The 22,149-nt window shown below is 64.3% G+C and carries 17 protein-coding genes and 1 riboswitch; of the genes, 6 read left to right on the plus strand and 11 right to left on the minus strand.

The window, feature by feature from the left end; genetic code table 11:
- Positions 1-244 precede the first annotated feature (244 nt).
- The gene (locus AC07OV_RS29050; RefSeq protein WP_495093514.1) at positions 245-6,466 is read right to left on the minus strand and encodes an amino acid adenylation domain-containing protein; all 6,222 of its coding nucleotides are present in this window, start codon (positions 6,464-6,466) and stop codon (positions 245-247) included.
- Between the two features lie 490 nt (positions 6,467-6,956).
- On the opposite strand from AC07OV_RS29050, the gene AC07OV_RS29055 reads away from it, so the two are divergent.
- Positions 6,957-7,751: a helix-turn-helix transcriptional regulator gene (locus tag AC07OV_RS29055; RefSeq protein ID WP_176999158.1), complete on the plus strand. Its 795-nt coding sequence runs from the start codon at positions 6,957-6,959 to the stop codon at positions 7,749-7,751.
- Complete coding sequence (gene adeC, locus AC07OV_RS29060) at positions 7,751-9,202, plus strand: AdeC/AdeK/OprM family multidrug efflux complex outer membrane factor (RefSeq protein WP_495093515.1); 1,452 nt, start codon at positions 7,751-7,753, stop codon at positions 9,200-9,202. Before AC07OV_RS29055 ends, adeC begins: the two co-directional genes overlap by 1 nt.
- Before the next feature lie 90 nt (positions 9,203-9,292).
- Here the strand turns inward: adeC and AC07OV_RS29065 are convergent, their stop codons facing one another.
- The 6 genes from AC07OV_RS29065 to AC07OV_RS29090 form a co-directional block, all read right to left on the minus strand.
- Complete coding sequence (locus tag AC07OV_RS29065; RefSeq protein WP_495093516.1) at positions 9,293-9,697, minus strand: RidA family protein; 405 nt, start codon at positions 9,695-9,697, stop codon at positions 9,293-9,295.
- 189 nt (positions 9,698-9,886) lie between these two features.
- Positions 9,887-10,819 (minus strand): pyridoxamine 5'-phosphate oxidase family protein, encoded by a 933-nt coding sequence (locus AC07OV_RS29070; RefSeq protein ID WP_495093517.1) that lies wholly within the window; start codon positions 10,817-10,819, stop codon positions 9,887-9,889.
- A gap of 79 nt (positions 10,820-10,898) precedes the next feature.
- Positions 10,899-11,783 (minus strand): LysR family transcriptional regulator, encoded by an 885-nt coding sequence (locus AC07OV_RS29075; RefSeq protein WP_495093518.1) that lies wholly within the window; start codon positions 11,781-11,783, stop codon positions 10,899-10,901.
- On the minus strand, positions 11,783-12,703 hold the full coding sequence (locus AC07OV_RS29080; RefSeq protein WP_176999133.1) for a LysR family transcriptional regulator: 921 nt from the start codon (positions 12,701-12,703) through the stop codon (positions 11,783-11,785). Before AC07OV_RS29080 ends, AC07OV_RS29075 begins: the two co-directional genes overlap by 1 nt.
- 24 nt (positions 12,704-12,727) lie before the next feature.
- Positions 12,728-13,348 (minus strand): glutathione S-transferase family protein, encoded by a 621-nt coding sequence (locus AC07OV_RS29085; RefSeq protein ID WP_494996333.1) that lies wholly within the window; start codon positions 13,346-13,348, stop codon positions 12,728-12,730.
- A gap of 106 nt (positions 13,349-13,454) precedes the next feature.
- Complete coding sequence (locus AC07OV_RS29090) at positions 13,455-14,327, minus strand: LysR family transcriptional regulator (RefSeq protein ID WP_176999131.1); 873 nt, start codon at positions 14,325-14,327, stop codon at positions 13,455-13,457.
- Positions 14,328-14,469: 142 nt separating this feature from the next.
- Between AC07OV_RS29090 and AC07OV_RS29095 the strand changes: the two genes are divergently transcribed.
- From AC07OV_RS29095 to AC07OV_RS29105, 3 genes are read left to right on the plus strand one after another with little or no spacing between them, the layout of a single operon-like run.
- Positions 14,470-15,822, plus strand: a complete 1,353-nt coding sequence (locus tag AC07OV_RS29095) for a GntP family permease (RefSeq protein WP_494996331.1) — start codon at positions 14,470-14,472, stop codon at positions 15,820-15,822.
- 20 nt (positions 15,823-15,842) lie between these two features.
- Positions 15,843-16,616 carry a glucose 1-dehydrogenase gene (locus AC07OV_RS29100; protein ID WP_494996330.1) on the plus strand — a complete coding sequence of 258 codons (774 nt, stop codon included), beginning with the start codon at positions 15,843-15,845 and terminating at the stop codon, positions 16,614-16,616.
- 14 nt (positions 16,617-16,630) lie between these two features.
- Positions 16,631-17,677, plus strand: a complete 1,047-nt coding sequence (locus tag AC07OV_RS29105) for an L-idonate 5-dehydrogenase (protein WP_494996329.1) — start codon at positions 16,631-16,633, stop codon at positions 17,675-17,677.
- 146 nt (positions 17,678-17,823) lie between these two features.
- Here the strand turns inward: AC07OV_RS29105 and AC07OV_RS29110 are convergent, their stop codons facing one another.
- The 3 genes from AC07OV_RS29110 to AC07OV_RS29120 are packed head-to-tail and all read right to left on the minus strand — an operon-like array spanning position 17,824 to position 20,541.
- Positions 17,824-18,615, minus strand: coding sequence for an ABC transporter permease (locus AC07OV_RS29110; RefSeq protein WP_176999127.1), 792 nt, complete (start codon positions 18,613-18,615; stop codon positions 17,824-17,826).
- Entirely contained in the window at positions 18,612-19,289 is a 678-nt protein-coding gene (locus AC07OV_RS29115) for an ABC transporter ATP-binding protein (protein ID WP_495093519.1), read from the minus strand. The genes AC07OV_RS29110 and AC07OV_RS29115 overlap by 4 nt, the downstream gene beginning before the upstream one ends.
- 4 nt (positions 19,290-19,293) lie before the next feature.
- Positions 19,294-20,541: a voltage-gated chloride channel family protein gene (locus tag AC07OV_RS29120; protein ID WP_495093520.1), complete on the minus strand. Its 1,248-nt coding sequence runs from the start codon at positions 20,539-20,541 to the stop codon at positions 19,294-19,296.
- Between the two features lie 80 nt (positions 20,542-20,621).
- Positions 20,622-20,692, minus strand: a riboswitch (Fluoride riboswitch).
- Between the two features lie 142 nt (positions 20,693-20,834).
- Here AC07OV_RS29120 and AC07OV_RS29125 point away from each other — a divergent pair.
- Positions 20,835-21,341, plus strand: coding sequence for a GNAT family N-acetyltransferase (locus AC07OV_RS29125; protein ID WP_495093521.1), 507 nt, complete (start codon positions 20,835-20,837; stop codon positions 21,339-21,341).
- Positions 21,342-21,366: 25 nt separating this feature from the next.
- On the opposite strand, the gene AC07OV_RS29130 is transcribed toward AC07OV_RS29125, so the two are convergent.
- On the minus strand, positions 21,367-22,140 hold the full coding sequence (locus tag AC07OV_RS29130; protein WP_494996326.1) for an OmpA family protein: 774 nt from the start codon (positions 22,138-22,140) through the stop codon (positions 21,367-21,369).
- Positions 22,141-22,149: the final 9 nt, after the last annotated feature.

The following is a 22,149-nucleotide window of genomic DNA, read 5'->3' on the forward strand; positions in this document are numbered from 1 at the left end:
GTTAGCCGTCCTGGGCCAGGGATGGCCCATGACGGCGGCCCACGGATTCAAGCCGGAGTGAGGGCACACCGAGCCTAAGCGAGGTGCCGAGTGGTGGGGCAAGAGCCTTTTGCTTACTTTTTGGCTCCTCCAAAAGTGAGTCGCTGTAAGAGCGAAACCCTAAGTAGCGGTTACCACAACAACGGATATGTACACCGACAAACCGCCATCGCAGGCAAGCCAGCTCCCACAGGTGGCGCCGCAGTCAGATACGGCGCCGCCGGTTGAGCTGCGGAATGGCAGTCTCAGGCACTTCCACCCGCTGCACCTGCGCCACCGTGCAAGCCGCCAATTGCGCCAACGTCGGCTGGCTGAACAACGTGCGCGCATCCACCTCCAACCCCGCCTTGCGCAAACGAGCCACCAAGTTCACCGCCAGCAACGAATGCCCACCCAACTCGAAAAAGTGGTCATGCCGCCCCACCCGCTCCAACTTCAGGACATCGGCCCAGATGCCCGACATCAAGGTTTCCACCTCGCCAACCGGCGCCTCATAAGCCCGGCTGAGCACCGACTCCAACCCCGGCTCCGGCAATGCCTTGCGATCCAGCTTGCCCGCCGGATTCAGTGGCAGCGCCTCCAGTTGCACAAACGCCGCCGGCACCATGTATTCGGGCAATTGCTCCAGCACATGGGCACGCAACAGGTCCAACGTCGGCGCCTCCCCGCGCACGGTGAAATACGCCACCAGGCGCTCGTCCCGGATCAGCACCGCCACTTCGCGCAACGCCGGATGCGCCGCCAACCGTGACTCGATTTCCCCCAGCTCCAGGCGCACCCCGCGCAGCTTCACCTGGAAGTCATTGCGCCCGAGGAATTCAAGGTTGCCATCGGGCAGATAACGCACCAAGTCGCCGGTGCGATACAGCCGATCGCCTTCAACAAACGGGCTGTCGATAAAGCGCTCGGCCGTCATCTGCGCCAACCCCAGGTAACCACGGGCAACCCCCACGCCGCCGATGTGCAATTGGCCGCTGACGCCCATCGGCACCGGCGCATCGTGTTCATCGAGCACATACAGGCGCGTGTTGTGGATCGCCCGGCCAATCGGCAACTGCAACGCCGGCACCGCCGCGCCGGGCTCCAGCGTCCAGGCGCTGCTGTCCACCGTGGCTTCGGTAGGGCCATAGACGTTATGCAAACGCACCCCTGGCAAGCGGGCTTGCACGCCTCGGGCCAGGGCTTCGGTGAGTTCACCGCCGCCGCACAGCACGTCAGTGAGGCTGGTGCACAAGGCAGACTCTTCCAACTCAAGGAACTGCTGCAACATGGCCGGTACGAACTTGATAACGGTGATCTGCTGCTCGCGAATCACCTGCGCCAGGTAGGCCGGTTCGCGGTGGCCGTCGGGCCGCGCCAGCACCAGGCGCATGCCGTTGGTGAGCGGCCAGAACAGCTCCCACACCGAACCGTCGAAGCTGAACGGCGCACGCTGCAGCAACGCGCCGCCTTCGGCGTTCGGGCACAGCCGGGAGCCCCAGTGCATCAGGTTGCCCAGGCCGCGATGCTCGATCATCACGCCCTTGGGCGTGCCGGTGGAGCCCGAGGTGTACATCACGTAAGCCAGGTTGGCGACGCTCAGGCCCGGCACCAACGGGTTGCCGCTGGGCGCCTGGCTCCAGGCACAATGGTCGAAGTCGATGACCGGGATCGATACGTCACCCGTAAGGTCACGGGTCGCAGCGTGCACCAGCAGCGCCACCGGCTGGCTGTCTTGCAGCATGTAGGCGAGCCGTTCGCGGGGGTAGCCCGGGTCCAGCGGCACATAGGCGCCGCCGGCCTTGAGGATGGCCAGCAAGCCCACCACCAGGTCCAGCCCGCGCTCGACGCACAGCGCCACCCGGGCGTCTGGCTGCACACCGCGCTCGCGCAGGTAGAAGGCGAGCCGATTGGCGCGCTCATTGAGTTCGCGATAGGTGAGCTGCCGCTCGCCGGCCTGTACGGCAATGGCGTGGGGAGTATGCCGCGCATGGGCTTCGAACAGCGCTTGCACGGTGAGGGTGTCGGGGTAGTCGGTCTCGGTGGCGTTGAAGTCAACCAGCAGGGTGTTCAGTTCACCGGCGGGCAGCACCGGCACCTCGCGCAATGGTGTTTGCGGCGCATGCTCCAGAGCCTCCACCAGGTGGGTCAGCACGGTCTCCAGGTAGTCCAGCAGGCGCTCGGCCCCCACCTTGAGCGGGGCCTTGGCCTTGAGCAGGAAGCCATTGGCGGTGTCGTCCACGGTGAGCATCAACGGGTAGCTGAGGATGTCTTCGCTGCTGATCAAGGCGATGCCCGGCACCAGGGTCAGGTCGCGCTCGGCGTCGGTATGGCGGTAGTTGAGCAAGCTGTTGAACAGCGGCGATGCACTGCTGCAACGCTGGGCCAGAGCCAGGGAAGCCTGCTCGTGGACCAGCAACGCACTGAGCCGCGCGTGGGTGTCGCGCAGTGCATCGGCCACGCTCTGGCCAGCCAACCGCAAGCGCAACGGCAAGGTGTTGATGAACATACCCAGGGCGCGGTCGGCGCCCTCGCCCGCCTGCAAGCGGCCGAGCAATACGGTGCCGAACACCACGTCTTCACGGCTGCTGACACGGGCAAGCACCTGGGCCCAGGCCAGGTGGAACACACTGGCGACGCTGACCCCCAAGCCACGCGCCTGGCCACGCAAGCGCTGATTGAGGCTGTCCTTCAATGGGCGTGCAGCCTCTTCGGTCTGCGCCCGATCCGCCTGGCGTTCCTGCAAGCCGAACGCCAGGGTCGGCTCGTCCACGTCTCCCAACTGCTCGCGGAAAAACCCCTCGTGCGCCGCTTGCCGAGCCGGAGACCGGGCCTGTACCACCACGTTGCGATACGGCACCGGCACGGGCAACTGCGCCTGCTGGCCCAGCAGGTGGGCACGGATCTCCTGCATCAGGATCGTGGTGGACGTGGCGTCATTGACCAAATGGTGGAAGCGCAATCGCGCGATCCAGCGTTGCGCGTGGGGCTCTTCGGCATAGTCCAGGGCCATCAGCGGTGCCTGGCGCAGGTCCAGCGGCGCAGGGTGTTCGCCCATGGGTTCGACACGCAACTGCGCGGTGCGCCACACCACTTGCATCGGTTGTTCCAGGGCGTCCCAGACCAGGCTGGTGCGCAGGATATCGTGGCGGTTGATCACCTGTTGCAGGGCCTGGGCAAAAGCATCCAACTGGTCGCGGCGGGCAAAGCTGAACAGGGCCTGCTGCTGATACGGGTCGTGCTCATCGGTGATGTGGTGGTAGAGCAAGCCTTCCTGCAACGGGGCCAAGGGGTAGACGTCTTGTATGTTCGCCGCACCGCCGGGAATGCTCGCGACGATGCGCGCCAGGCCGGCGTCGTCCGGGCCGGCCAATTCGGTCGTCTCCACGTCGCCGGCTGCACTCGCCGCCGCCAACGCCGCGAGGGTTGGCTGGCCGAACAGCACCTGCACATCGGCGCGCAGGCCCACCTGGCGCATGCGCTGCACCAGTTGCACCGCCAGCAACGAATGCCCGCCCAGCTCGAAGAAATGGTCATGCCGACCGATCTGCTGCACCTGCAACAGCTCGGTCCAGATCTCTGCCAGCAGGGTTTCCACCCCAGGGTGCGGCGCTTCATACCGGCGGGTGACAAAGGCCTCCTGGGTCGGCGCCGGCAGGGCCTTGCGATCGAGCTTGCCGTTGGCGGTCAGCGGCAGCGTATCGAGTGCCATGTAGGCAGCCGGCAGCATGTAGTCCGGCAACGTGGCCTGCAGATGGGTACGCAGGGCTTCGATGGCCACCGGTTCACGCGGGACGAACCAGGCCAGCAATTGGCCGTCGCGGTACTGCACCACGGCTTCCTGGACCTGGGGATGGGTGGCCAGGGCGGACTCGATTTCGCCCAGTTCGATCCGCACCCCACGGATTTTCACCTGGTCGTCGTTGCGCCCCAGGTAGTCGAGGTTGCCGTCGGGCAGCCAGCGCGCCAAGTCGCCGGTGCGGTACATGCGGCCCTCGTTGAACGGATCGTCGAGGAAGCGCTCGGCGCTGAGTTCGGGACGGTTCAGGTAGCCCCGCGCCACGCCCTTGCCGCCCACATACAGCTCCCCCGCCGCGCCGATCGGCACAGGGCGCTGCTGCTCGTCGAGCAGGTACACCCGGGCATTGGCGATCGGCCCGCCAATGTGCAACGGCTGGCCGACGTCCACGCGGCCCGACGTGGCGACCACCGTGGCTTCGGTGGGGCCATAGTTGTTGATCACATCAAACGTCTGCGCCCGGGTGAAGGTGCGCAAGCGGTCGCCGCCGATCAGCAAGGTGTGCAGGGTCGGGTGTTCCAGGCGCTGGCTGAAGGCGTACTCGGCCACGGGCGTGGGCAGGAAGCACACGTCCAGTGGCTGCGCCTGCCACCAGCCCAGCAGCGCGTCGATGTCTTCCGCGCCCTCGTGAGCGGGTGGCAGGTGCAACGTCGCGCCTACGCACAATGCCGGCCAGACTTCCCAGGCCATCGCGTCAAACCCGAACCCGGCGACGCTGGCGGTGTGGCTGCCGGCGCGCAGGTGAAACGCCTGGCAATGCCAGTCCACCAGGTTCGACACGGTGTGGTGCTCGACCATCACGCCCTTGGGCAAACCCGTGGAGCCGGAGGTGTAGATCACGTAAGCCAGGTTCGAAGGCGTGACAGCCACACGCGGATTGCTGCCCAGGTGGAAGGTGGGGCGGTCCAGCTCGATCACCGGTACGTTCGATGCCGGCAGGCGGTGCAGCAGGTCGTGCTGGGTCAGCACCACCACCGGGGCACTGTCTTGCAGCAGGTAATTCAAGCGTTCGGCCGGATGGGCCGGGTCCACCGGTACATAGCAGGCGCCAGACTTGAGAATCGCCAGCAACCCCACCAGGGTTTCCAGGCTGCGCCGGGCCAGGATCACCACGCGGTCATCCGGTTGCACGCCGTGTTCCAGCAGGCGATGGGCCAACGCATTGGCCTGTTGATTGAGCTGGGCGTAGGTCAGGTGCCGGCCCTGGTAAATCGCCGCGATGGCCTCCGGTGTGCGGGCCGCCTGGGCTTCGATGCGCCCGTGCAGGGTATGCGGTTCAGTGTTGGGTTGGGCCGTGGCGTTCCACCGTTGCAGCAGCGCCTGTTCGGCGGGCGTTACGAGGGAAAACTCGCCGACTTGCAACGCGGTGTCTTCCAGCCCCTGCTCCAGCAACCAGGTAAAGCGCTGTGCAAGTGCCTGCACTTCGTCATGCTGCAAATAGGCTTCGTTGTACACGCAATGCAGGCACGCGGTGTCCTGGTAGCGGTTGCTGCGCAAGTGGATGGCGAGGGGCAACGGTTCATGCAGGTTGGACACCTTGACCGCCCGCGCCTGGACTTGGCCGTAGCGCAGGTCATGGTCGTCCTGCTCGAACGACACCGACAGGTCGAATAACTGGCCGCGATCCGCACGGCGCAGGCCCAGCTCGCGGTTCATGTCGCTCAAGGGGAAGCGCTGGTGGCGGAAGTCCTGCTTGAGCTGGTCACGCACCCCACGCACCAATGCGCTGAACGGCAGCTGTTCGCTGAACTGAAACCGTACCGCACTGACCTGGGTGAACAGCCCGACGGTGGAGCGGAAACGTGCGTTGGAGCGATTGAGGATCGGCAGCCCCACGACCCACTCATCGCGCTGATGGGTGCGAGTGAAGTACACGTACATCGCCGCCAGCAGCACATGGAACGCCGACGCCTGGTAACGGTTGGCCACTTGTTCCATGCGGTCGAGCAAGGTCACGGGAAAGGGTTGCACGAAGGTATTGCTGGCGGCTTGCGCGGTGTACCGGGGTGTGAGCAGTGGCTCGGGCAGTGCCTGGTATTTGTCCAGCCAATAGGCCCGGTCGCGTGCGTAGCGTGGCGACTGGTGGTAACGCTGGTCGGCCTCGATAAAGTCGACATAGGACGGCGCCAGCGGTTCGGGTTGCCGCCCCTGTTCCAGGGCGGTGTACAGGCGCGCCAGGGATTGCAGCATCTGGCCGAAGCCCCAGCCGTCAAGGATCAGGTGGTGGGCTTGTGTGCCCAGGCGATAGTGGCTGTCATCGAGCTTGACCAGGAAAAACCGGAACAGCGGCTCGCCTTGCAGGGCATAGGGTCGGGCCATGTGCGCATGCATCAGGGCCTGGGCAGCGGCCTGAGGGTCGGGCAGCGCAGAAAAATCGTGCAGGGCCACTTCAGCCGGCAATTCGTCGGCAAATGTCTGCCGAGGCAGGCCATCGGCATCGCTGTGCAACTGGGTACGCAAGGCATCGTGCTTGGCGACCAGTTGCTCGATGGCGCGCTGGATCAATTCGGGCACCACCGCACCGGCGAAATCGACATAACCGCCGATGTTGTACAACGGTGAGTCGCCTGCACGCAGTTGGTCGAGCCAGATGTCCTGTTGCGCGGCGGTGAGGGGGAAGCTGGCCGGCAGGCTGGGAAAATGCTTCATAAGATCCTTCTCATGGGGGGCAGGCACTGGCCGCGCAGGGAGGCCCATGACGGCGAAATTGCCGGATTTGAGCATGGGGGTGGGGGACTGTCTGTCACCCGAAACCCGGACATCCAAACGGATCGAAACAGGGCCTGCTGATGGTTCACTGCTGAATCGATTAAATGAGTGTAGGAAATTGGCTATATCTGGCCGATGTCGTTTTTACCGAATTGGCTCCGCATATCATTTTTATCTTTATTTTTCAGATAGTTAAAAAAATCTAAATGCCCTGAATGAAATATCTTCGGCGGAATGCGCCGTCAGAAACGTCGAATTAATGACGATGTTTTTATGGCAGCTTGTGTCCCACGTTTCCGCTACATACGTAGGACAAATCCACTGGCTAAATGCACTCTCGAGCGCCGACTCACGTTCATGAGGAACGGATCGCCCCCGCAGAGGCCCAGGGAGTCCGTTGACGGTGTTCGACTTCAAGGATGAGATGGCTATGAGTTTGACGCGCAGCATCAACAACACGGAAAGCCCGCATTTCTACGCCGAAATGGGCGAGTTGATTTCCACCAGCGGCCACGAGGATTTTGCCAGCAAGATGCTGCACCTCGTGGACAAATGGGTACCGATTCACCTGGTGGACTTGAGTGAATGGACCCTCGACGAACCTCGCGACAGCGTGCTCGACATCAAGCTGCTGGGCAGCGCCGGCCTGAACAAGGACCTGCCGATTTCCCAGACGCTGCACCCGCTCAACGACCACCCGCTGCTGCGGGAAATGCTCGGCATGCAGGACCCGCTGCTGATCCAGATGAAGGCCAAGGCCAAGAGCACGCACCTGCGCGGCACGTCGCACCAGTGCAACCTGGTGTCACGCCAGGGCAATCGGCGCTGTGTGATTTCGCTGTACCGCTTGCCGGGTCAGCGTGGGTTTTCCCTCGCGGAGCTGTCGTTTCTCAAGAGCCTGTCGGACACGCTGTTGCCGTTGATGGAACGCCACGCGCAGATCCTGCGCCAGGCGCCGCCCGCCTCCACCGAGCCGGCGCACAGTTTGCTGGAGCAGTCGCAGTTGCAACGTGAGTTCTACAAACGCTTGTCCCTCAGCGATATCACCCTGTCGGCCCGGGAGCAGGAAGTGTGCCTGGGCTTGTTGACCGGCGGCACCGTGCCGCAAATGGCGGAAAAACTCAGCGTGAAAAACAGCTCGATCGAGACCTACCTCAAGCGCGCCGCCGCCAAGCTGGGCGTGAGCGGCCGCCATGGCCTGGCCAAATGGATGGTGGGCGCCTGATGAACAGACTGACTCTCACGGGCGTTGGCCTGGCCTGGATGCTCGGCGGCTGCTCGTTGATCCCCGAGTACCAGCGCCCCGAGGCGCCGGTGCCGGCGCAGTTTCCTCAAGGCGGGGTCTATCGCCTGGCGCAAGCCGGCACCGTGGCAGTTACGCCGGACTGGCGGCAACTGTTCCACGACCCAGCCTTGCAGCAGTTGATCGGCGACGCATTGGCCAACAACCGCGACCTGCGAGTGGCCGCACTGAATGTGGAAGCCTTCCAGGCGCAATACCGCATCCAGCGCGCGGACCTGTTCCCGGCGGTTTCCGCCACCGGGGCTGGCAAACGCCAGCGATTGCCCGGCGACGTAACGGGCACCGGCAAGCCTGCGATCACCTCCAACTACTCCGCAACGCTGGGCATCAGCGCGTATGAGCTGGACCTGTTCGGCCGCGTGCGCAGCCTCAGCGAGCAGGCGATGCTGACTTACCTGGGCACCGAGGAGGCACGCCGCAGCGCGCAGTTGAGCCTGGTGGCCAACGTCGCCAATGCCTACCTGACCTGGCGCGCTGATCAGGAACTGCTGGCCCTGGCCCAGCAGACGCTGGTCGCCAACGATCACAGCTGGCAGTTGACCAGCCGCAGCAAAAGCGCCGGCAAAGCCTCGGCGCTGGATGTGGTGCAGGCCCGTACGGCGGTCGAGAGCACCCGCGCCAGCGTGGCCCGTTATGAACGCCAGGTTGCCCAGGACCTCAACAGCCTCGCGCTGCTGGTCGGCGGTCCGGTGGATGAGCGCCTGCCGTCACGCCCGCTGGCCGATGATCTGGTAGCACGCGTGCCAGCCGGCCTGCCGTCGGACCTGCTGCAACGGCGCCCGGACATCCTGCAGGCCGAATACCAGCTGCAGGCGGCCAACGCGAACATCGGCGCGGCCCGAGCGGCATTCTTTCCGTCGATCAGCCTGACTGCCAACGCCGGCAGCACCAGCAATGAACTGTCCGGGCTGTTCAAGGGCGGCGCGGGCACCTGGACGTTCCAGCCGCAGATCAACCTGCCGATCTTCAACGCCGGCAGCCTGCGCGCCAGCCTCGACTACGCGAAGCTGCAAAAAGACATCGGCGTGGCCCAGTACGAGAAATCCATCCAGACCGCCTTCCAGGAAGTCGCCGATGGCCTCGCTGCGCGCCAGACCTTCAACGACCAGTTGGAAGCGCAGCGCGATTTTGTCGCCGCCAACCAGGCGTATTACGACCTGGCGCAGCACCGCTACCGCAGCGGCGTCGACAGCAACCTGACGTTCCTCGATGCCCAGCGCTCGCTGTTCACCTCGCAACAGGCGCTGATCGTCGACCGGCTGGCGCAGTTGGTGGCGGAAGTGAACCTGTACACGGCGCTGGGCGGTGCGTGGGGCGTCAACCCAAGCCCGACTGCCGCAGCCGATACTCCCGAAAACACTACCGTCCTGTAGGAGCCGGCTTGCCGGCGATGGCGGTGTAACAGACAGCGCAGGCGTGACTGACAGATTGCTATCGCCGGCAAGCCGGCTCCTACAGGTTTTTTAAGCAACTGGAATAACCGCTTCGGCCTCAATTTCGATCAGCCATTCGGGCAACGACAACCCGCTGACGATAATCCATGAGGACGGCGGCGGGTTGTGCGGGAACCGCTCGCGCAACGCCTGGGCAATCGGCTCCTGCTGGTTGCGGGCGGACTCGGCGATGTACAGCCGCAGCATGATCACATGGGACAGATCGCCGCCCGCCTCGGCCAGGATCTTGTCGATATTGTCCAGCGCCGTGGCGGTCTGCTCGGCCATACCCGGGCCTACCGTGCGCTCGTTTGCATCCACCCCTACCTGGCCGGACAGCATGATGCGCCGGCCCTGTGGCACCTCAAGGGCCTGGCTGAAGCCGTATTGCAGGGCGTTGAATACCGTTGTGGGATTGATGACCTTTCGTTGCATGACGCTTCCTTGTTGTCGGTGGGAAAACAAGGCTACCCCATCGGCCTCACGCACTCTGCCGGTTCAACATCCCGCAACACTTGTAGTGAGCGAGCTTGCCTCGCGCGGCGGTGTGTCAGGTGTAAATAAGGAGCCTGATACGCCGCCGCGCGAGGCAAGCTCGCTCACTACAGGTCATCTTTGGTCAGGTTACCAGGGCCCCATCGCCAGACTGAACGGTGAAAACTCGGCAAACTGCCAGCGCAACGCCAATGCTCCGGAACGTCGGATCATGTGTTCCACGGTCACTGTCCACAGCCGTTGTGCCCCTTCAAACTGCGCCACTTCAGGGCCTTCGAGGATCAACGCCGTGCGCCCGCTTAGCTGCAATACATCGCCCGACTCAAAATCGATGAACAACAACCCCGCCACCGGGTTGGCCTGCAAGTTGCCCAGGGTGTTGAAGAACTGGTTGCCGGCGAAGTCGGGGATGGTCAGGACGTTGCCGTCGACGCGTACAAACCCGGTATTGCCGCCTCGGTGAGACACATCCACCGAGCGTTCGCCTTGCACATCCACGTAGCTGGCGACGAAGAATGTATCCGCGTTGCGGATCATGGCGCGGGCTGCGTCGTCCAGGCCATCGGCGCGTTCGACCACGCTGCCGGGCTTGCGGGCGATCGCGTCGACCGGGCGCAGTTGGATGTATTTGGGGCAGTTGCCGTAGGTCTGCACCACGTCGATTGAAAAGCCGTCGTGATCAAGGGTGCCAATCCGGCCGTTCATGCGGTTGCGGCGACGGGTGTTGAGGTCGATGCCCAACAGCCCGACTGCTGCGCCTTCGTGCAAGGCGTTGCGGGCCGGGTCAGAGGCCGACGGCAGGCTGTCGACCTGCAAGGTGTAAGGGTCCGGCGAATGGGCAAACCCCGGCGCGCCTTCCACCATCGTCGCCCACGGCGTGCCTTGGTCATCCACCACGCCGAGCAGCAGGTAGGGCAACAACGGGTAGAAATCCCGATGCTGTTCCAGCAGGTGATCGCGGATCACCTTGGGCCCAACCACCGCCATGCGGTCAGCCACGCCCACGGCTTCTTGAATCTGCCGTTCACCGGCATGCCACACAGACGGTTCAATCAGGTTCATGGCGCGTACCTCCCAGTAGATGCCCCGATACTGCGCCCTACCCGCAGGCGTGAGAATCACCACGCCAGGCAATCCACTATTACGCCAGCTGAAATGCCGGATGCTCGCGCAACGCTGCCACGCAGTGGTCGACAAAGCTGCGCACGCGCATGGGGGCGTTACGGCCTTCGCGGTACACCACATTCACAGGCAGGGGTGGCAGCTCAAAGTCCGGCAAGACACGGCGTAACTGCCCACTCTGCAGGTGTTCGTGAACCGGATAGCTCAGGCAACGAATCAACCCCGCGCCATGCACAGCCGCGTTGATTGCGCCTTGCACCGTGGCACAGCCCAGGCGGGCGCGGGCCTTGAGTTGATAGCCCTGGAAATCCCAGTGCACTTGATCGGCACCGGCAATCAGCCGATGCCGCTTGAGGTCGTCCGGGCGTTGGGGCTCGCCGTGAGCCGCGAGGTAATCGGGGCTGGCGCAGAGGATAGGCCGCACCCGCCCCACCGGCCGGGCAATCAACGCCGAGTCGGGCAGCTCGCCGACGAGGATGGCCACGTCGAGCCCTTCTTCGTGCAGGTTCGGGTAATAGTCATGGTAGTGAGCGACCAGGTTTACCTCGGGATAGCGATCCAGGTAACTGGCCAACACCGGCGCCATCACATAGCGGCTGAACAAAAACGGCAAGAACACCCGCAGGTTGCCCTGGGCCTGCACATGCAAGCCTTTGGCCGAGGCTTCGGCGGCGTCCACGGCGGCGAGCAGGCGCACGCAGTCGGCCAGGTAGGCACTGCCGGCGTCGGTGAGGCTCACGCCACGGGTGCTGCGCGCCAGCAACGGCACGCGCAATCGCGCCTCCAGGCGGGCCACCGCGCGTACCAGGGTCGGGCCGGACACCTGCGCGCAACGCGCCGCCGACGCCAGGCTCGGTTGCCCGGCCAGGGCGGCGAACAGCTGCATGTCGCGATAGCGCTCCATCAACTGCGCCGTTTCATCGCCGGGTTCAGGGCAGCGTCCTGGCCCAGGCGATGGCTGAGGAAATCGACAAAGGTGTTGATCTTGGCCGGCACGCGGCCGCTCTTCTGGAACACCACCTGGATCGGCAGCGGCGGCGGTTCGAAGGCTTCGAGCACCACTTCCAGCTCGCCCACCGCCACGGCGGCCGCCACCTGATAGGACAACACGCGGGTCATGCCCCAACCCAGTCGAGCCAGGTTGATCGCCGCGTTATTCGCCGTGACCACCAGGCGCGGCTCAATGGGCACCGTCAACGGCTGGCCCGCCTCGATAAAGCCCCACTCGCTGACCAGTTGGCTGGACGACGACGTGGCGATCTTGGCCTCACGCAACTGCGACGGATGGCTGGGCCGTCCGTGCTGTTGCAGATAGGCCGGCGAGGCACAGACCACCCGGCGCACTTCGCCCACCTTGATTGCCTGCTGCCCCGGCTCATGCAAATGACCGATGCGCACCGCCACATCGACACCTTCGTCGGTCATGTTGACCACACGATCGACCAGCAAGGCGTTGATGTTGACCAAGGGAAACCGGTCCAGGTAGTCCCCCAAGACCGGCGCCACATACAGCTCGCCAAACAGCACCGGCGCGGTCACGGTCAGGTGACCGCAGGGGATGGAATAACTGCCCGCCGCCGCTTCCTCGGCCTCATCGAGTTCCGCCAGGATGCGCCGGCAATCTTCCAGGTAACGCTGCCCGGCTTCGGTGAGGTGCAGGCTGCGGGTGGTGCGCGCCAGCAGTTGGGTGCCAATGCGCTCTTCCATGGCGGCGATGGCGCGGGTCACGCTGGGCGGCGAGGTTTTCAGGCGACGCGCCGCCGCGGCAAAGCCCTCCTCCTCGGCCACCGCCAGGAACACCTGCATTTCGTGAAATCGGTCCATCGGCTCCCCTTATCAAACAACTCGCTATTGCGCCTGCAAACCTACCGCCGTGCGCGGCATGCCTACAAACCCAGGCAGCGCTTCGAGGCTGGCGAGCCAGGCGCGTACATGAGGGTAGTCGGCCAACGACACATTGCCTTCCGGCGCATGGGCCACGTAGGTGTAGAACGCGATATCGGCAATCGTGGGTTGCTCACTGGCCAGGAAGCGGCTCTGGCTCAGCTGTGCTTCCACCAGTGTCAGCAAGGCATGGGACCGGGCAATGGTGGCGACGGTGTCGACCTCGGCACCAAACACCGTGGCCAACCGCGCCGCCGCAGGCCCTGCGCTCAGTTGGCCCGCTGCCGCCGACAACCAGCGCTGAACCCGCGCTTGCCCCACCGCGTCGCTCGGCAGCCACTGGCCCTTGCCGTAGGTGTTTGCGAGGTACACCAGGATCGCGTTGGAGTCGGCCAGTACCACACCGTTGTCATCAATCGCCGGCACCTGGCCAAAACTGTTGATCGTGGCGATATAGTCCGGGGCTTTTTGCGCACCGACCTTGAGGTCCACCAGCACAAATTCGGTGGGCAGCCGCAGCAGGGACAACATCAGCTTGACCCGGTGGGAATGACCGGACAACGGGAAACCATAAAGCTTGATCATGGAAAGCTCCAAAAGCGTGGGTGATCGACGCCTCGCATCGTCTACCGCTGCCTCGGCCGTTGGAATCACCAGGATTTACAATCCAGCATTTCATCGGGCGAAACAATCACTCGCCAAACAATTCCACGATCAGGTTGAACACGGTGGTCTTCACCGCGCTGTCCAGCTCGGTCCAGGCCAGGCCGGTGCAAGCCTGGAACGCGCCCAGCTCCAAGGGCCGCGACACGCAATTGGCCGGCAGTGCCCGCGCCGCCTGCTGCGGCAGCACGCCCACGCCCAACCCGGCAGACACCAGCGCAAGCATGGTGGTGAACTCGCCCAACTCGGAGGCGATCGCCAGGGGCAGGCCCACCGCCTGGATGAATTCGTCGTAAAAGCCCGGCGCATAGCGGCGCGCCAGGATGTACACCGGCACCTGGAGCAGGTCGGCGGGATGCAGGCAGGCCTTGGACGCCAACGGGTGATCCACCGGCAACGCCACGCAGAAATGCTCGTGCAGCACCGCACGGGTCTGCACGCCGGGGTGGCTGGCGGGCAGGCGCATCAGGCCGAAGTCCAGCAGGCCGTTCTTCAGCGCGGCCGCCTGGTCCGGCCCGGGCATGTCCTTGAGTTCCAGCTCGATGCGCGGGTAGCGCTGGTGCACGGCGCGGATCAATTCGGGCAACAGTTGCGGCAGCACCGACGACACAAACCCCAAACGCACCCGACCGATTTCGCCACGGTTGGACGCCCGCGCCGCGTCCGCCGCACGCGCCGCCTGGTGCAAGGTGGCCTGGGCCTCGGGCAGAAACGCCCGGCCCGCATCGGTCAGGGTTACCGAATGGCGGTTGCGGTCCAGCAGGCGCACGCCCAGGCCACTCTCCAGCAATTTGATTTGCATGCTCAACGCCGGTTGCACGATCGACAGCTGCGCCGCCGCCCGGCCGAAATGCAGTTCCTGGGCCAGCACCACAAAGGCGCGCAAGTGCTTGAGCTCCATCAATTCAGCCTGCTTATCACAAACATTGATCACCCGATCACAAATGAAAATTGGACGCTCGCCTGCGCCTGCGGTGAAGTAACACCCTGTCATACACGATATGACAGGGCCTGGCCTATAACAATGAGAACAAGGAGGCACCATGCTCGGCATGGCTAACGACACTTATCTGCTGCTCGATGCGCTGGTCACGATTATCGGATTGATATTGTTGATCACCCATCTCAAGGTCCACCCCTTTGTCGCCCTGACCGTGGCCGCAGGCTTCCTCGGCCTGACTTCCGGCATGCCGGTGGACAAGGTCATGAAGTCGTTCCAGGACGGTTTTGGCGGTGTACTGGGCTTCGTTGGCATCATCCTCGGCCTGGGCACCATGCTCGGCAAGTTGATGGCCGACTCCGGCGGTGCCGACCAGATCGCCCGCACCCTGATCCGCGCCTTCGGCAAACAGCGTGTGCACTGGGCGATGATGTTTTCGGCATTCCTGGTGGGCATTCCGCTGTTTTTCGAAATCGGCTTTGTGCTGCTGATCCCCTTGGTGTTCATCGTGGCGCGGCGCACCGGGCTGTCGCTGATCAAGGTCGGCATGCCGCTGCTCGCCGGCCTGTCGGTGGTGCACGGGCTGGTGCCGCCGCACCCGGGGCCGTTGCTGGCCATCGGCATCTTCGGCGCCGATATCGGCAAGACAATTTTCTACGGGCTGGTCGTCGGGCTGCCCACGGCGGTGATTGCCGGGCCGTTGTTTGGCAACCTGATTTCGCGCTATGTGCCGGGCAAGGCGTCCGACGAGCTGATGGAGCAACTGGCCAAGGAGTCCTCGGGTGACAACCTGCCGGGCTTCGGGATTACCGTCATCACCATCCTGCTGCCCGTGGTGCTGATGTTGCTCAAGACCTTCGCCGACGTGGCCTTCGCCGCCGACGCCACCTTCCGGGTGTGGATGGATTTTATCGGCCACCCCATCACCGCCCTGCTCGCGGCCTTGTTGCTGGCGTTCTATACCTTTGGGGCGGCGCGCGGGTTCTCGCGGGAGCAACTGAGCAAACTACTGGATTCGAGCCTGGCCCCCACCGCCGCGATTGTACTGATCGTCGGCGCGGGCGGCGGCTTCAAGCAGATGCTGGTGGCCAGCGGCGTCGGGGATGTGATCGGGCATATGGCGGTGCGTGCCGAGATTTCGCCGATCCTGCTGGCGTGGCTGGTGGCGGCAGTGATACGCGTGGCGACCGGCTCGGCAACGGTCGCGACCATCACCGGCGCGGGCATTGTTGCACCGGTCATCGGCCTGATGCCGGGGGTGAACCGCGAGCTGCTGGTGCTCGCCACGGGCGCCGGTTCCCTGGTGCTGTCCCACGTCAACGACGCCGGTTTCTGGCTGGTCAAGCAGTACTTCAACATGACCGTCGTCGAGACTTTCAAGACCTGGACGCTGATGGAGACCGTGCTCTCCTTCGCCGCCCTGGGGTTCATCATGCTGCTGTCGTTGGTGGTGTGAAGCGTTAGGAGAGGTAACCCATGAGAAGCGTTTTAGACAATTTCCGCCTCGATGGCCGGCTCGCGCTGGTCACCGGTTCCAGCGCCGGGATCGGCCTGGCGATTGCCCGTGGCCTGGCCCAGGCCGGCGCGCAGGTGGTGCTCAACGGGCGCAACCGCAGCACCTTGCGCGACGCGGCGGCCCTGCTCGCTGCCGAAGGCCTGCCGGTACACACCCAGGCATTCGACGTGACCGACAGCGCGGCAATCCAGGCCGCCGTGGCCGACATCGAAGAACGCCTGGGCCCGCTGGAGATCCTGGTGAACAACGCCGGCATGCAACGCCGTGGCCCGCTGGAAGATTACAGCGAGCAGCACTGGCGCGAGCTGATCAGCACCAACCTCGACAGTGCGTTCCTGGTGGGCCAGGCGGTGGCACGGGCGATGATCCCGCGCAAACGCGGGCGCATCATCAACATCTGCTCGGTGCAAAGCGAACTGGGCCGCCCGGGCATCGCGCCGTATGCCGCGAGCAAGGGTGCGCTGAAAATGCTCACCAAGGGCATGGCCATCGACTGGGGCCCGCACGGCTTGACGGTCAACGGTATCGGCCCGGGCTACTTCAAGACCGAACTCAATGCCAACCTGGTGGCCAACCCCGAGTTCAGCGACTGGCTGGTGCAACGCACCCCGAGCCGGCGCTGGGGCGATGTCGAGGAGCTGGCGGGCGCAGCGGTGTTTCTTGCCAGCGATGCGGCGAGCTTCGTTAACGGTCATATTCTGTACGTCGACGGTGGCATCACCGCGTCGCTGTAATCCTGGAGAACCTTATGCACGCCATTGTCTGCCACGCCTCGAAAGACCTGCGGGTCGATCCTCAGGATGAACCGCAAGCCCTCGCCCCCGACCAACTGCGCGTGCGCATTGCCCGGGGCGGCATCTGCGGCTCGGACCTGCATTACTACCAGCACGGCGGTTTCGGCACTGTGCGCCTACGCGAGCCGATGGTGCTCGGCCATGAAGTGTCGGCGGTGATCGACGCGGTGGGCCGTGACGCCGGCGCGTTCAAGGTCGGCCAGCGTATTGCGGTGTCGCCTTCGCGCCCTTGCGGCGGCTGCCGTTATTGTCACCAAGGCTTGCCCAACCATTGCCTGAACATGCGCTTCTACGGCAGCGCGATGCCCTACCCGCATATCCAGGGTGCGTTTCGCCAGAGCCTGGTGATAGAGACCCATCAGGCCCACGTGCTGGCCGATGAAGTCAGCCTCGCCGAAGGGGCATTGGCCGAGCCGTTGTCGGTGGGCTTGCACGCGATCCAGCGCGCTGGCGCGGTGTTCGGCAAGCGGGTGCTGGTGACTGGCTGCGGGCCCATCGGCAACCTGCTGATCGGCAGCCTGCGCGCGGCCGGCGCCGGTGAGATCGTTGCCGTGGACCTGTCCGCCAGCGCCCTCGCCTGCGCCGAAAAAATGGGCGCCACGCGCACCCACAACCTGGCCGATGGCGCCGACGCACTTAAGCGCTATACCGCAGAGAAGGGTTACTTCGACGTGATGTTCGAGGTATCCGGCAGCGCCCAGGCCCTGCGCAACGGCCTGGAATGCATCGCCCCGCGTGGCGTGCTGGTCACCGTCGGCCTCGGCGGCGATGTGTCGCTGCCGCTCAACCTGCTGGTGAGCCGCGAGATCGACCTGCGTGGCACCTTCCGCTTCCACCCGGAATTCGCCCAGGCCGTGGATTTGCTCAACCGCCGCATCATCGACGTACGCCCGGTGATCTCCCACACCGTGCCGTTCGGCGATGCCGTGCAGGCGTTCGAGTTGGCAGCGGACAAGACCCAGGCGATGAAAGTGGTGCTGGATTTCGGCGTGCCAGACTAGCCCAGCGGGCCTGGCTTGTGTAGGAGCTGGCTTGCCAGCGATCGCGGTAGTTCAGCCAACACAGATGCCACCCGGTAGACCGCCATCGCCGGCAAGCCGGCTCCTACAGGTTTACCGTCCCCTGTGGGACCTGGCCCCTACAGGGCTCAGCGTTCTTGCAGGCGGTCGCGCAAAAAGCGGTGGCTGGTGGAGAACAACCGGCGGTAGGTGAGCAGCACCGCACCTACCGTGCCCAACGCCGAAGAGGCGGCGATCAGGAACATGATCACGATCTGATAACGCACCGCGTCCACCGGGCTCTCCCCGGCCAGCACCTGGCCGGTCATCATGCCCGGCAGGCTGACGATGCCCACCACGGTCATCTGGTTCAGCGTCGGGATCATCCCGGCACGCACCGCCTGGCGGATGGCTTCCTGGGCGGCCTCCCAGCGTGAACCACCCAAGGCCAGGATCATCTCGATGGTGTTGCGCCCCGAGGTGAGTTCCTGGGTCATGCGCTCTATGCCCAGGGACACACCGGTGAGGGTATTGCCCAAAATCATGCCAAGAATCGGGATTGCGTACTGCGGCTCATACCACGGGTGAATGCGGATCACCGCAAACAGGCCCACGGCCGTGACCAGCCACGAGCTGCCCCACACCGACACAATGCTGTCGACCCGCTGCCCCTTGTACGTGCGCCGCCCCCGGCCCGCCGCCGAGACACCGGCAATCAAGGTCATCGCGCACATCAACGGCAGCACCACGTACCAATAGGCAAACTCGAACACCCAGCCCAACAGGTAACCGATGGCCAACAGTTGCACCACGGTGCGCACTGCCGCCCATAGCAACTGGCGCTCCAGGCCCAATCGCAGCAGCAGCGACAGTGCGCCGTTAATCAGGATCAGCGAGGCAGCAATGCCCATGTCCAGCGCGGTGAGGTTGTGATAGTTCATGGCTGCACCGCCGTGCCCAGCACGCCGGCACTCATCTGCAAGTGGATGTCGCTCATGCGCCGGGCCTGGTCCAGGTCGTGGGAGACCCAGATACACGCGCGAGAGCGATCCGCGGCAAACCACGCATCGATTAGCGCTTCCACTTCGCGGGACGACGCAGGGTCGAGGGCGGCGGTGGGTTCGTCAAGCAACAGCACTTCAGGATTAAGTTGCAGGGTGCGAATCAGCGAGACCACCTGGGATTCACCGCCCGACAGGTCGGCGGCACGCTTGACCAGGAAGTCCGGCGCCTTGCCGGCGTGCTCCAGCAAGGTGGTGACCGTGGCCAGGTTGAAACTGCGGTTGCGCGAGGTCTTGAGGCTGAAAGGGAAACGCAGGTTGTCTTCCACCGTGCCCTCCAGCAGCGCCGGGCGCTGGGACAGGTAGCTGATGTGGCACCGGTAATGGGGAATCTGCGCGTTGCTGATCGGCTGGCCGTTCCACAGGATCTGCCCGGAGCTGGGCGCATCCAGCAAAGCCAGTGCGCGCAGGAACACACTTTTACCAGAGCCGGACGCGCCGGTGATCGACACGCGCTCGGCGGCGTTCAAGGTGAAATGGGTCGGCTGCAACAATGCCACGCCTCGGCGTTCATCCAGGCGCGTAAGGGCGCGGGTTTCCAGCAATGCATTCATAGACTCACTTGGGCTCCTGTTTGAAACGCTCATGCTTGGCATGGCCGATGCGCTGGGCGTGATAAATGCCAGTGTGCCCGGAGACCAGGTAACTGGCGATGCAGGCGATGGCGGCCAAGGGCGCGATGTCCGGGCCGAACAGTTCCATGGCCATCACGATAGTCGCCAGCGGCGTGTTCGCCGCACCGGCAAACACCGCCACAAAACCGATGCCCGCGAGCATCGCAAAGGGCAGGTGCAGCAACGGTGCCAAGGCATTGCCCAGGGTAGCGCCGATATAGAACAACGGTGTGACCTCCCCGCCCTTGAAACCGCTGCCCAGGGAAACCACGGTGAACACCAGCTTGCCCAGCCAATCCCACGGCGCCATCGGCACATTGAAGGATTGCACGATACTCGGAATACCCAGGCCGATGTAGGCGTAGGCGTCCAGGGCCCACACCGCCACGGCGATGACCACGCCGCCGAGCAACGGCCGCAGCGGCCCGTAGGGAATCATGCGCTTGACCCACGCACCCAGACGGTGGGCCGCGGTGGCAAACAGCATCCCCACTAACCCAAACACCACGCCCGCCGCAGCCACCGCCAACACACTCCACAGTGACACCGGCACCACTTCGCCAATGGGGTAATGGGTGTGCACCACGCCCCAGGCCAGGCCGACCTGGTCGGCCACGATGGCAGCGACGACACAGGGGAACAGCGCGTCATAGCGCATGCGCCCGATGGCCAGCACCTCCAGGCCGAACAAGGCCCCCGCCAGCGGTGTGCCGAAGACCGACGCAAAGCCGGCACTGATGCCCGCCATCAACACGATGCGCCGATCTTCACGCCGCAGGCGGAACACCCGGGTCAGCTGGTCTGCCAGCGCCCCGCCCATCTGTACGGCGGTGCCTTCACGGCCGACCGAGGCGCCAAATAAATGGGACACCAGCGTACCGCCCAGCACCAGCGGCACCATGCGCAGCGGCACGACTTTCTTGGGGTCGTGGATTTCATCGATCAACAGGTTGTTGCCGCCATCCACCGGCTTGCCCACCCAATGGTAGATCAGCCCCACCGCAAACCCCGCCAGGGGCAACAGCCAGATGATCCAGCGATGGGCTTCGCGCCACGCGGTGGCGTTGTCCAGCGAGAACAGGAACAGCGCCGACGCACTGCCGGCGAGCACGGCCACCAGGCTGGCGAGCAGCAACCATTTGATCAGGTACGGGATAAGGTCGAGTTGTTCAGGGCGCTTGATCGGGAACATGGAATCAGCCACAAAAAACCAAAGGGGCCGGATCAACGAGGGAGTTTATGCGCGAACGCCTACAGCCCTGAGTTGACCAGGTGTCTGTAGGCATCATCAGCTGCGGAACGCAGCGGTTGGGTCAAGGAGGAATGCCATCTCCAGGCGACCGATCATAGAGAGGCGCGACGCAGATGTAAAATGATGTTTCAGGAAGGCCCGCAGAGAAGATCCGCCCGCCTCCCTCCCGGCCCCACACAGTATGCTGTCGCGCTATCCGCCGTTCACCCTCGCTCATCCAGGAGCATTTCAACGTGACACTCATCGTGCGTCCAGAACGCAGCCAAGACATCGACCTCATCAGCCAACTCACTGAAGCCGCCTTTGAACACGAAGAGCACTCCAGTCACACCGAGCAATTCATCGTCACGGCACTGAGAAAGGCTGGCCAACTGACCGTCTCCCTGGTAGCGACGAGCGACGAACAGGTGGTTGGCCATGTTGCGGTTTCACCCGTCAGTATTTCTGGCGGTGCAACGGGCTGGTACGGGCTGGGGCCGATTTCGGTCTGGCCGGATCGACAGGGCCAAGGCATTGGCTCGACGCTGATGCAGAAGGCACTGGCCGAATTGCAACGCCTCGGTGCTGCGGGCTGCGTGGTACTCGGTGACCCGGGCTATTACGGTCGTTTCGGGTTCAAGGCCAGCCCTGGCCTTGAGTTGCCCGGCGTACCTGCACAGTACTTCCAGGCGCTGTCGTTCAACGGTGAGGTGCCGCGCGGGGTGGTCAGCTACCACCCGGCGTTTGAGGCCACTGAATAAAGCGATCCGTGGCCCCCAAAACCACTCAGCGTCGTGCGCTGACCGCCGACCCATCGTTGGACACGATCACTTCCACGCGACGGTTCAACTGACGCGACTGCGCACTGAGGTTATCGGCCACCGGGAACTGCTTGCCGTAGCCGATGACGGCCATGCGTTCGATCCCCACGCCGAGCCGTTGCAGGCTACGCGCAACGGCCTGGGCGCGGCGCTCGGACAAGCTTTGGTTGAAAGCATCGCCGCCGGTGCTGTCGGTGAAACCTTCTACGCGAACCTGGCGCTCCGGGTTTTGCAAAAGGAAATCCGCCAGTGCCTGAAAGTCGCGCTGGCTGCCCGGCTTCAAGTCGGCCCTGCCGGTATCGAACAGCACATCACCAAAGGTGACCACCTGGCCGCGCTCGGTTGGCTGGGCCTTCATTGCCTGCAACGCCTTGAGCTGAGCGGTGCGCACGTCGAGCTGCACCTGGGTGCGGTCAACGGCGATGTTGTCGAGCTGGGCATCGGTTTGCCGGCTGATGATGGTTTGCTCGGCCACCGCGATTCTCTGGGTCGCCAGGTACGCCAGCTGGTCGATCTTCGGGTCGGTACGGCTGTGCAGGGACAGTTGGTTGGCGCGGTCCAGCGCGTTGGACGCAATGCGGGTTTCAACCGCCGCCAGGGTGTTGGACGCAGGGTTCTGCTGCAGGGTGGAGAACTGGCTGCGCGCTTGCAGCAGTTGCGGGTTTTCCGGTGGGGTGGCGCACCCGACCAGGGTCAGGGTCAGGGCCGACAGGACAGGTATGACGAGAGTGGCACGCATGGGAGGCTC

The organism is Pseudomonas sp. GW821-FHT09A09, assembly GCF_059418405.1.

Coding starts and splice junctions, on each gene's coding strand:
- AC07OV_RS29105 (WP_494996329.1), top strand. CDS start 16,631: ATGCACGCCATTGTCTGCCACGCCTCGAAAGACCTGCGGGTCGATCCT.
- AC07OV_RS29080 (WP_176999133.1), bottom strand. CDS start 12,703: ATGGACCGATTTCACGAAATGCAGGTGTTCCTGGCGGTGGCCGAGGAG.
- AC07OV_RS29055 (WP_176999158.1), top strand. CDS start 6,957: ATGAGTTTGACGCGCAGCATCAACAACACGGAAAGCCCGCATTTCTAC.
- AC07OV_RS29085 (WP_494996333.1), bottom strand. CDS start 13,348: ATGATCAAGCTTTATGGTTTCCCGTTGTCCGGTCATTCCCACCGGGTC.
- AC07OV_RS29050 (WP_495093514.1), bottom strand. CDS start 6,466: ATGAAGCATTTTCCCAGCCTGCCGGCCAGCTTCCCCCTCACCGCCGCG.
- AC07OV_RS29095 (WP_494996331.1), top strand. CDS start 14,470: ATGCTCGGCATGGCTAACGACACTTATCTGCTGCTCGATGCGCTGGTC.
- AC07OV_RS29115 (WP_495093519.1), bottom strand. CDS start 19,289: ATGAATGCATTGCTGGAAACCCGCGCCCTTACGCGCCTGGATGAACGC.
- AC07OV_RS29110 (WP_176999127.1), bottom strand. CDS start 18,615: ATGAACTATCACAACCTCACCGCGCTGGACATGGGCATTGCTGCCTCG.
- AC07OV_RS29130 (WP_494996326.1), bottom strand. CDS start 22,140: ATGCGTGCCACTCTCGTCATACCTGTCCTGTCGGCCCTGACCCTGACC.
- AC07OV_RS29120 (WP_495093520.1), bottom strand. CDS start 20,541: ATGTTCCCGATCAAGCGCCCTGAACAACTCGACCTTATCCCGTACCTG.
- AC07OV_RS29065 (WP_495093516.1), bottom strand. CDS start 9,697: ATGCAACGAAAGGTCATCAATCCCACAACGGTATTCAACGCCCTGCAA.
- AC07OV_RS29090 (WP_176999131.1), bottom strand. CDS start 14,327: ATGGAGCTCAAGCACTTGCGCGCCTTTGTGGTGCTGGCCCAGGAACTG.
- AC07OV_RS29070 (WP_495093517.1), bottom strand. CDS start 10,819: ATGAACCTGATTGAACCGTCTGTGTGGCATGCCGGTGAACGGCAGATT.
- AC07OV_RS29075 (WP_495093518.1), bottom strand. CDS start 11,783: ATGGAGCGCTATCGCGACATGCAGCTGTTCGCCGCCCTGGCCGGGCAA.
- AC07OV_RS29100 (WP_494996330.1), top strand. CDS start 15,843: ATGAGAAGCGTTTTAGACAATTTCCGCCTCGATGGCCGGCTCGCGCTG.
- adeC (WP_495093515.1), top strand. CDS start 7,751: ATGAACAGACTGACTCTCACGGGCGTTGGCCTGGCCTGGATGCTCGGC.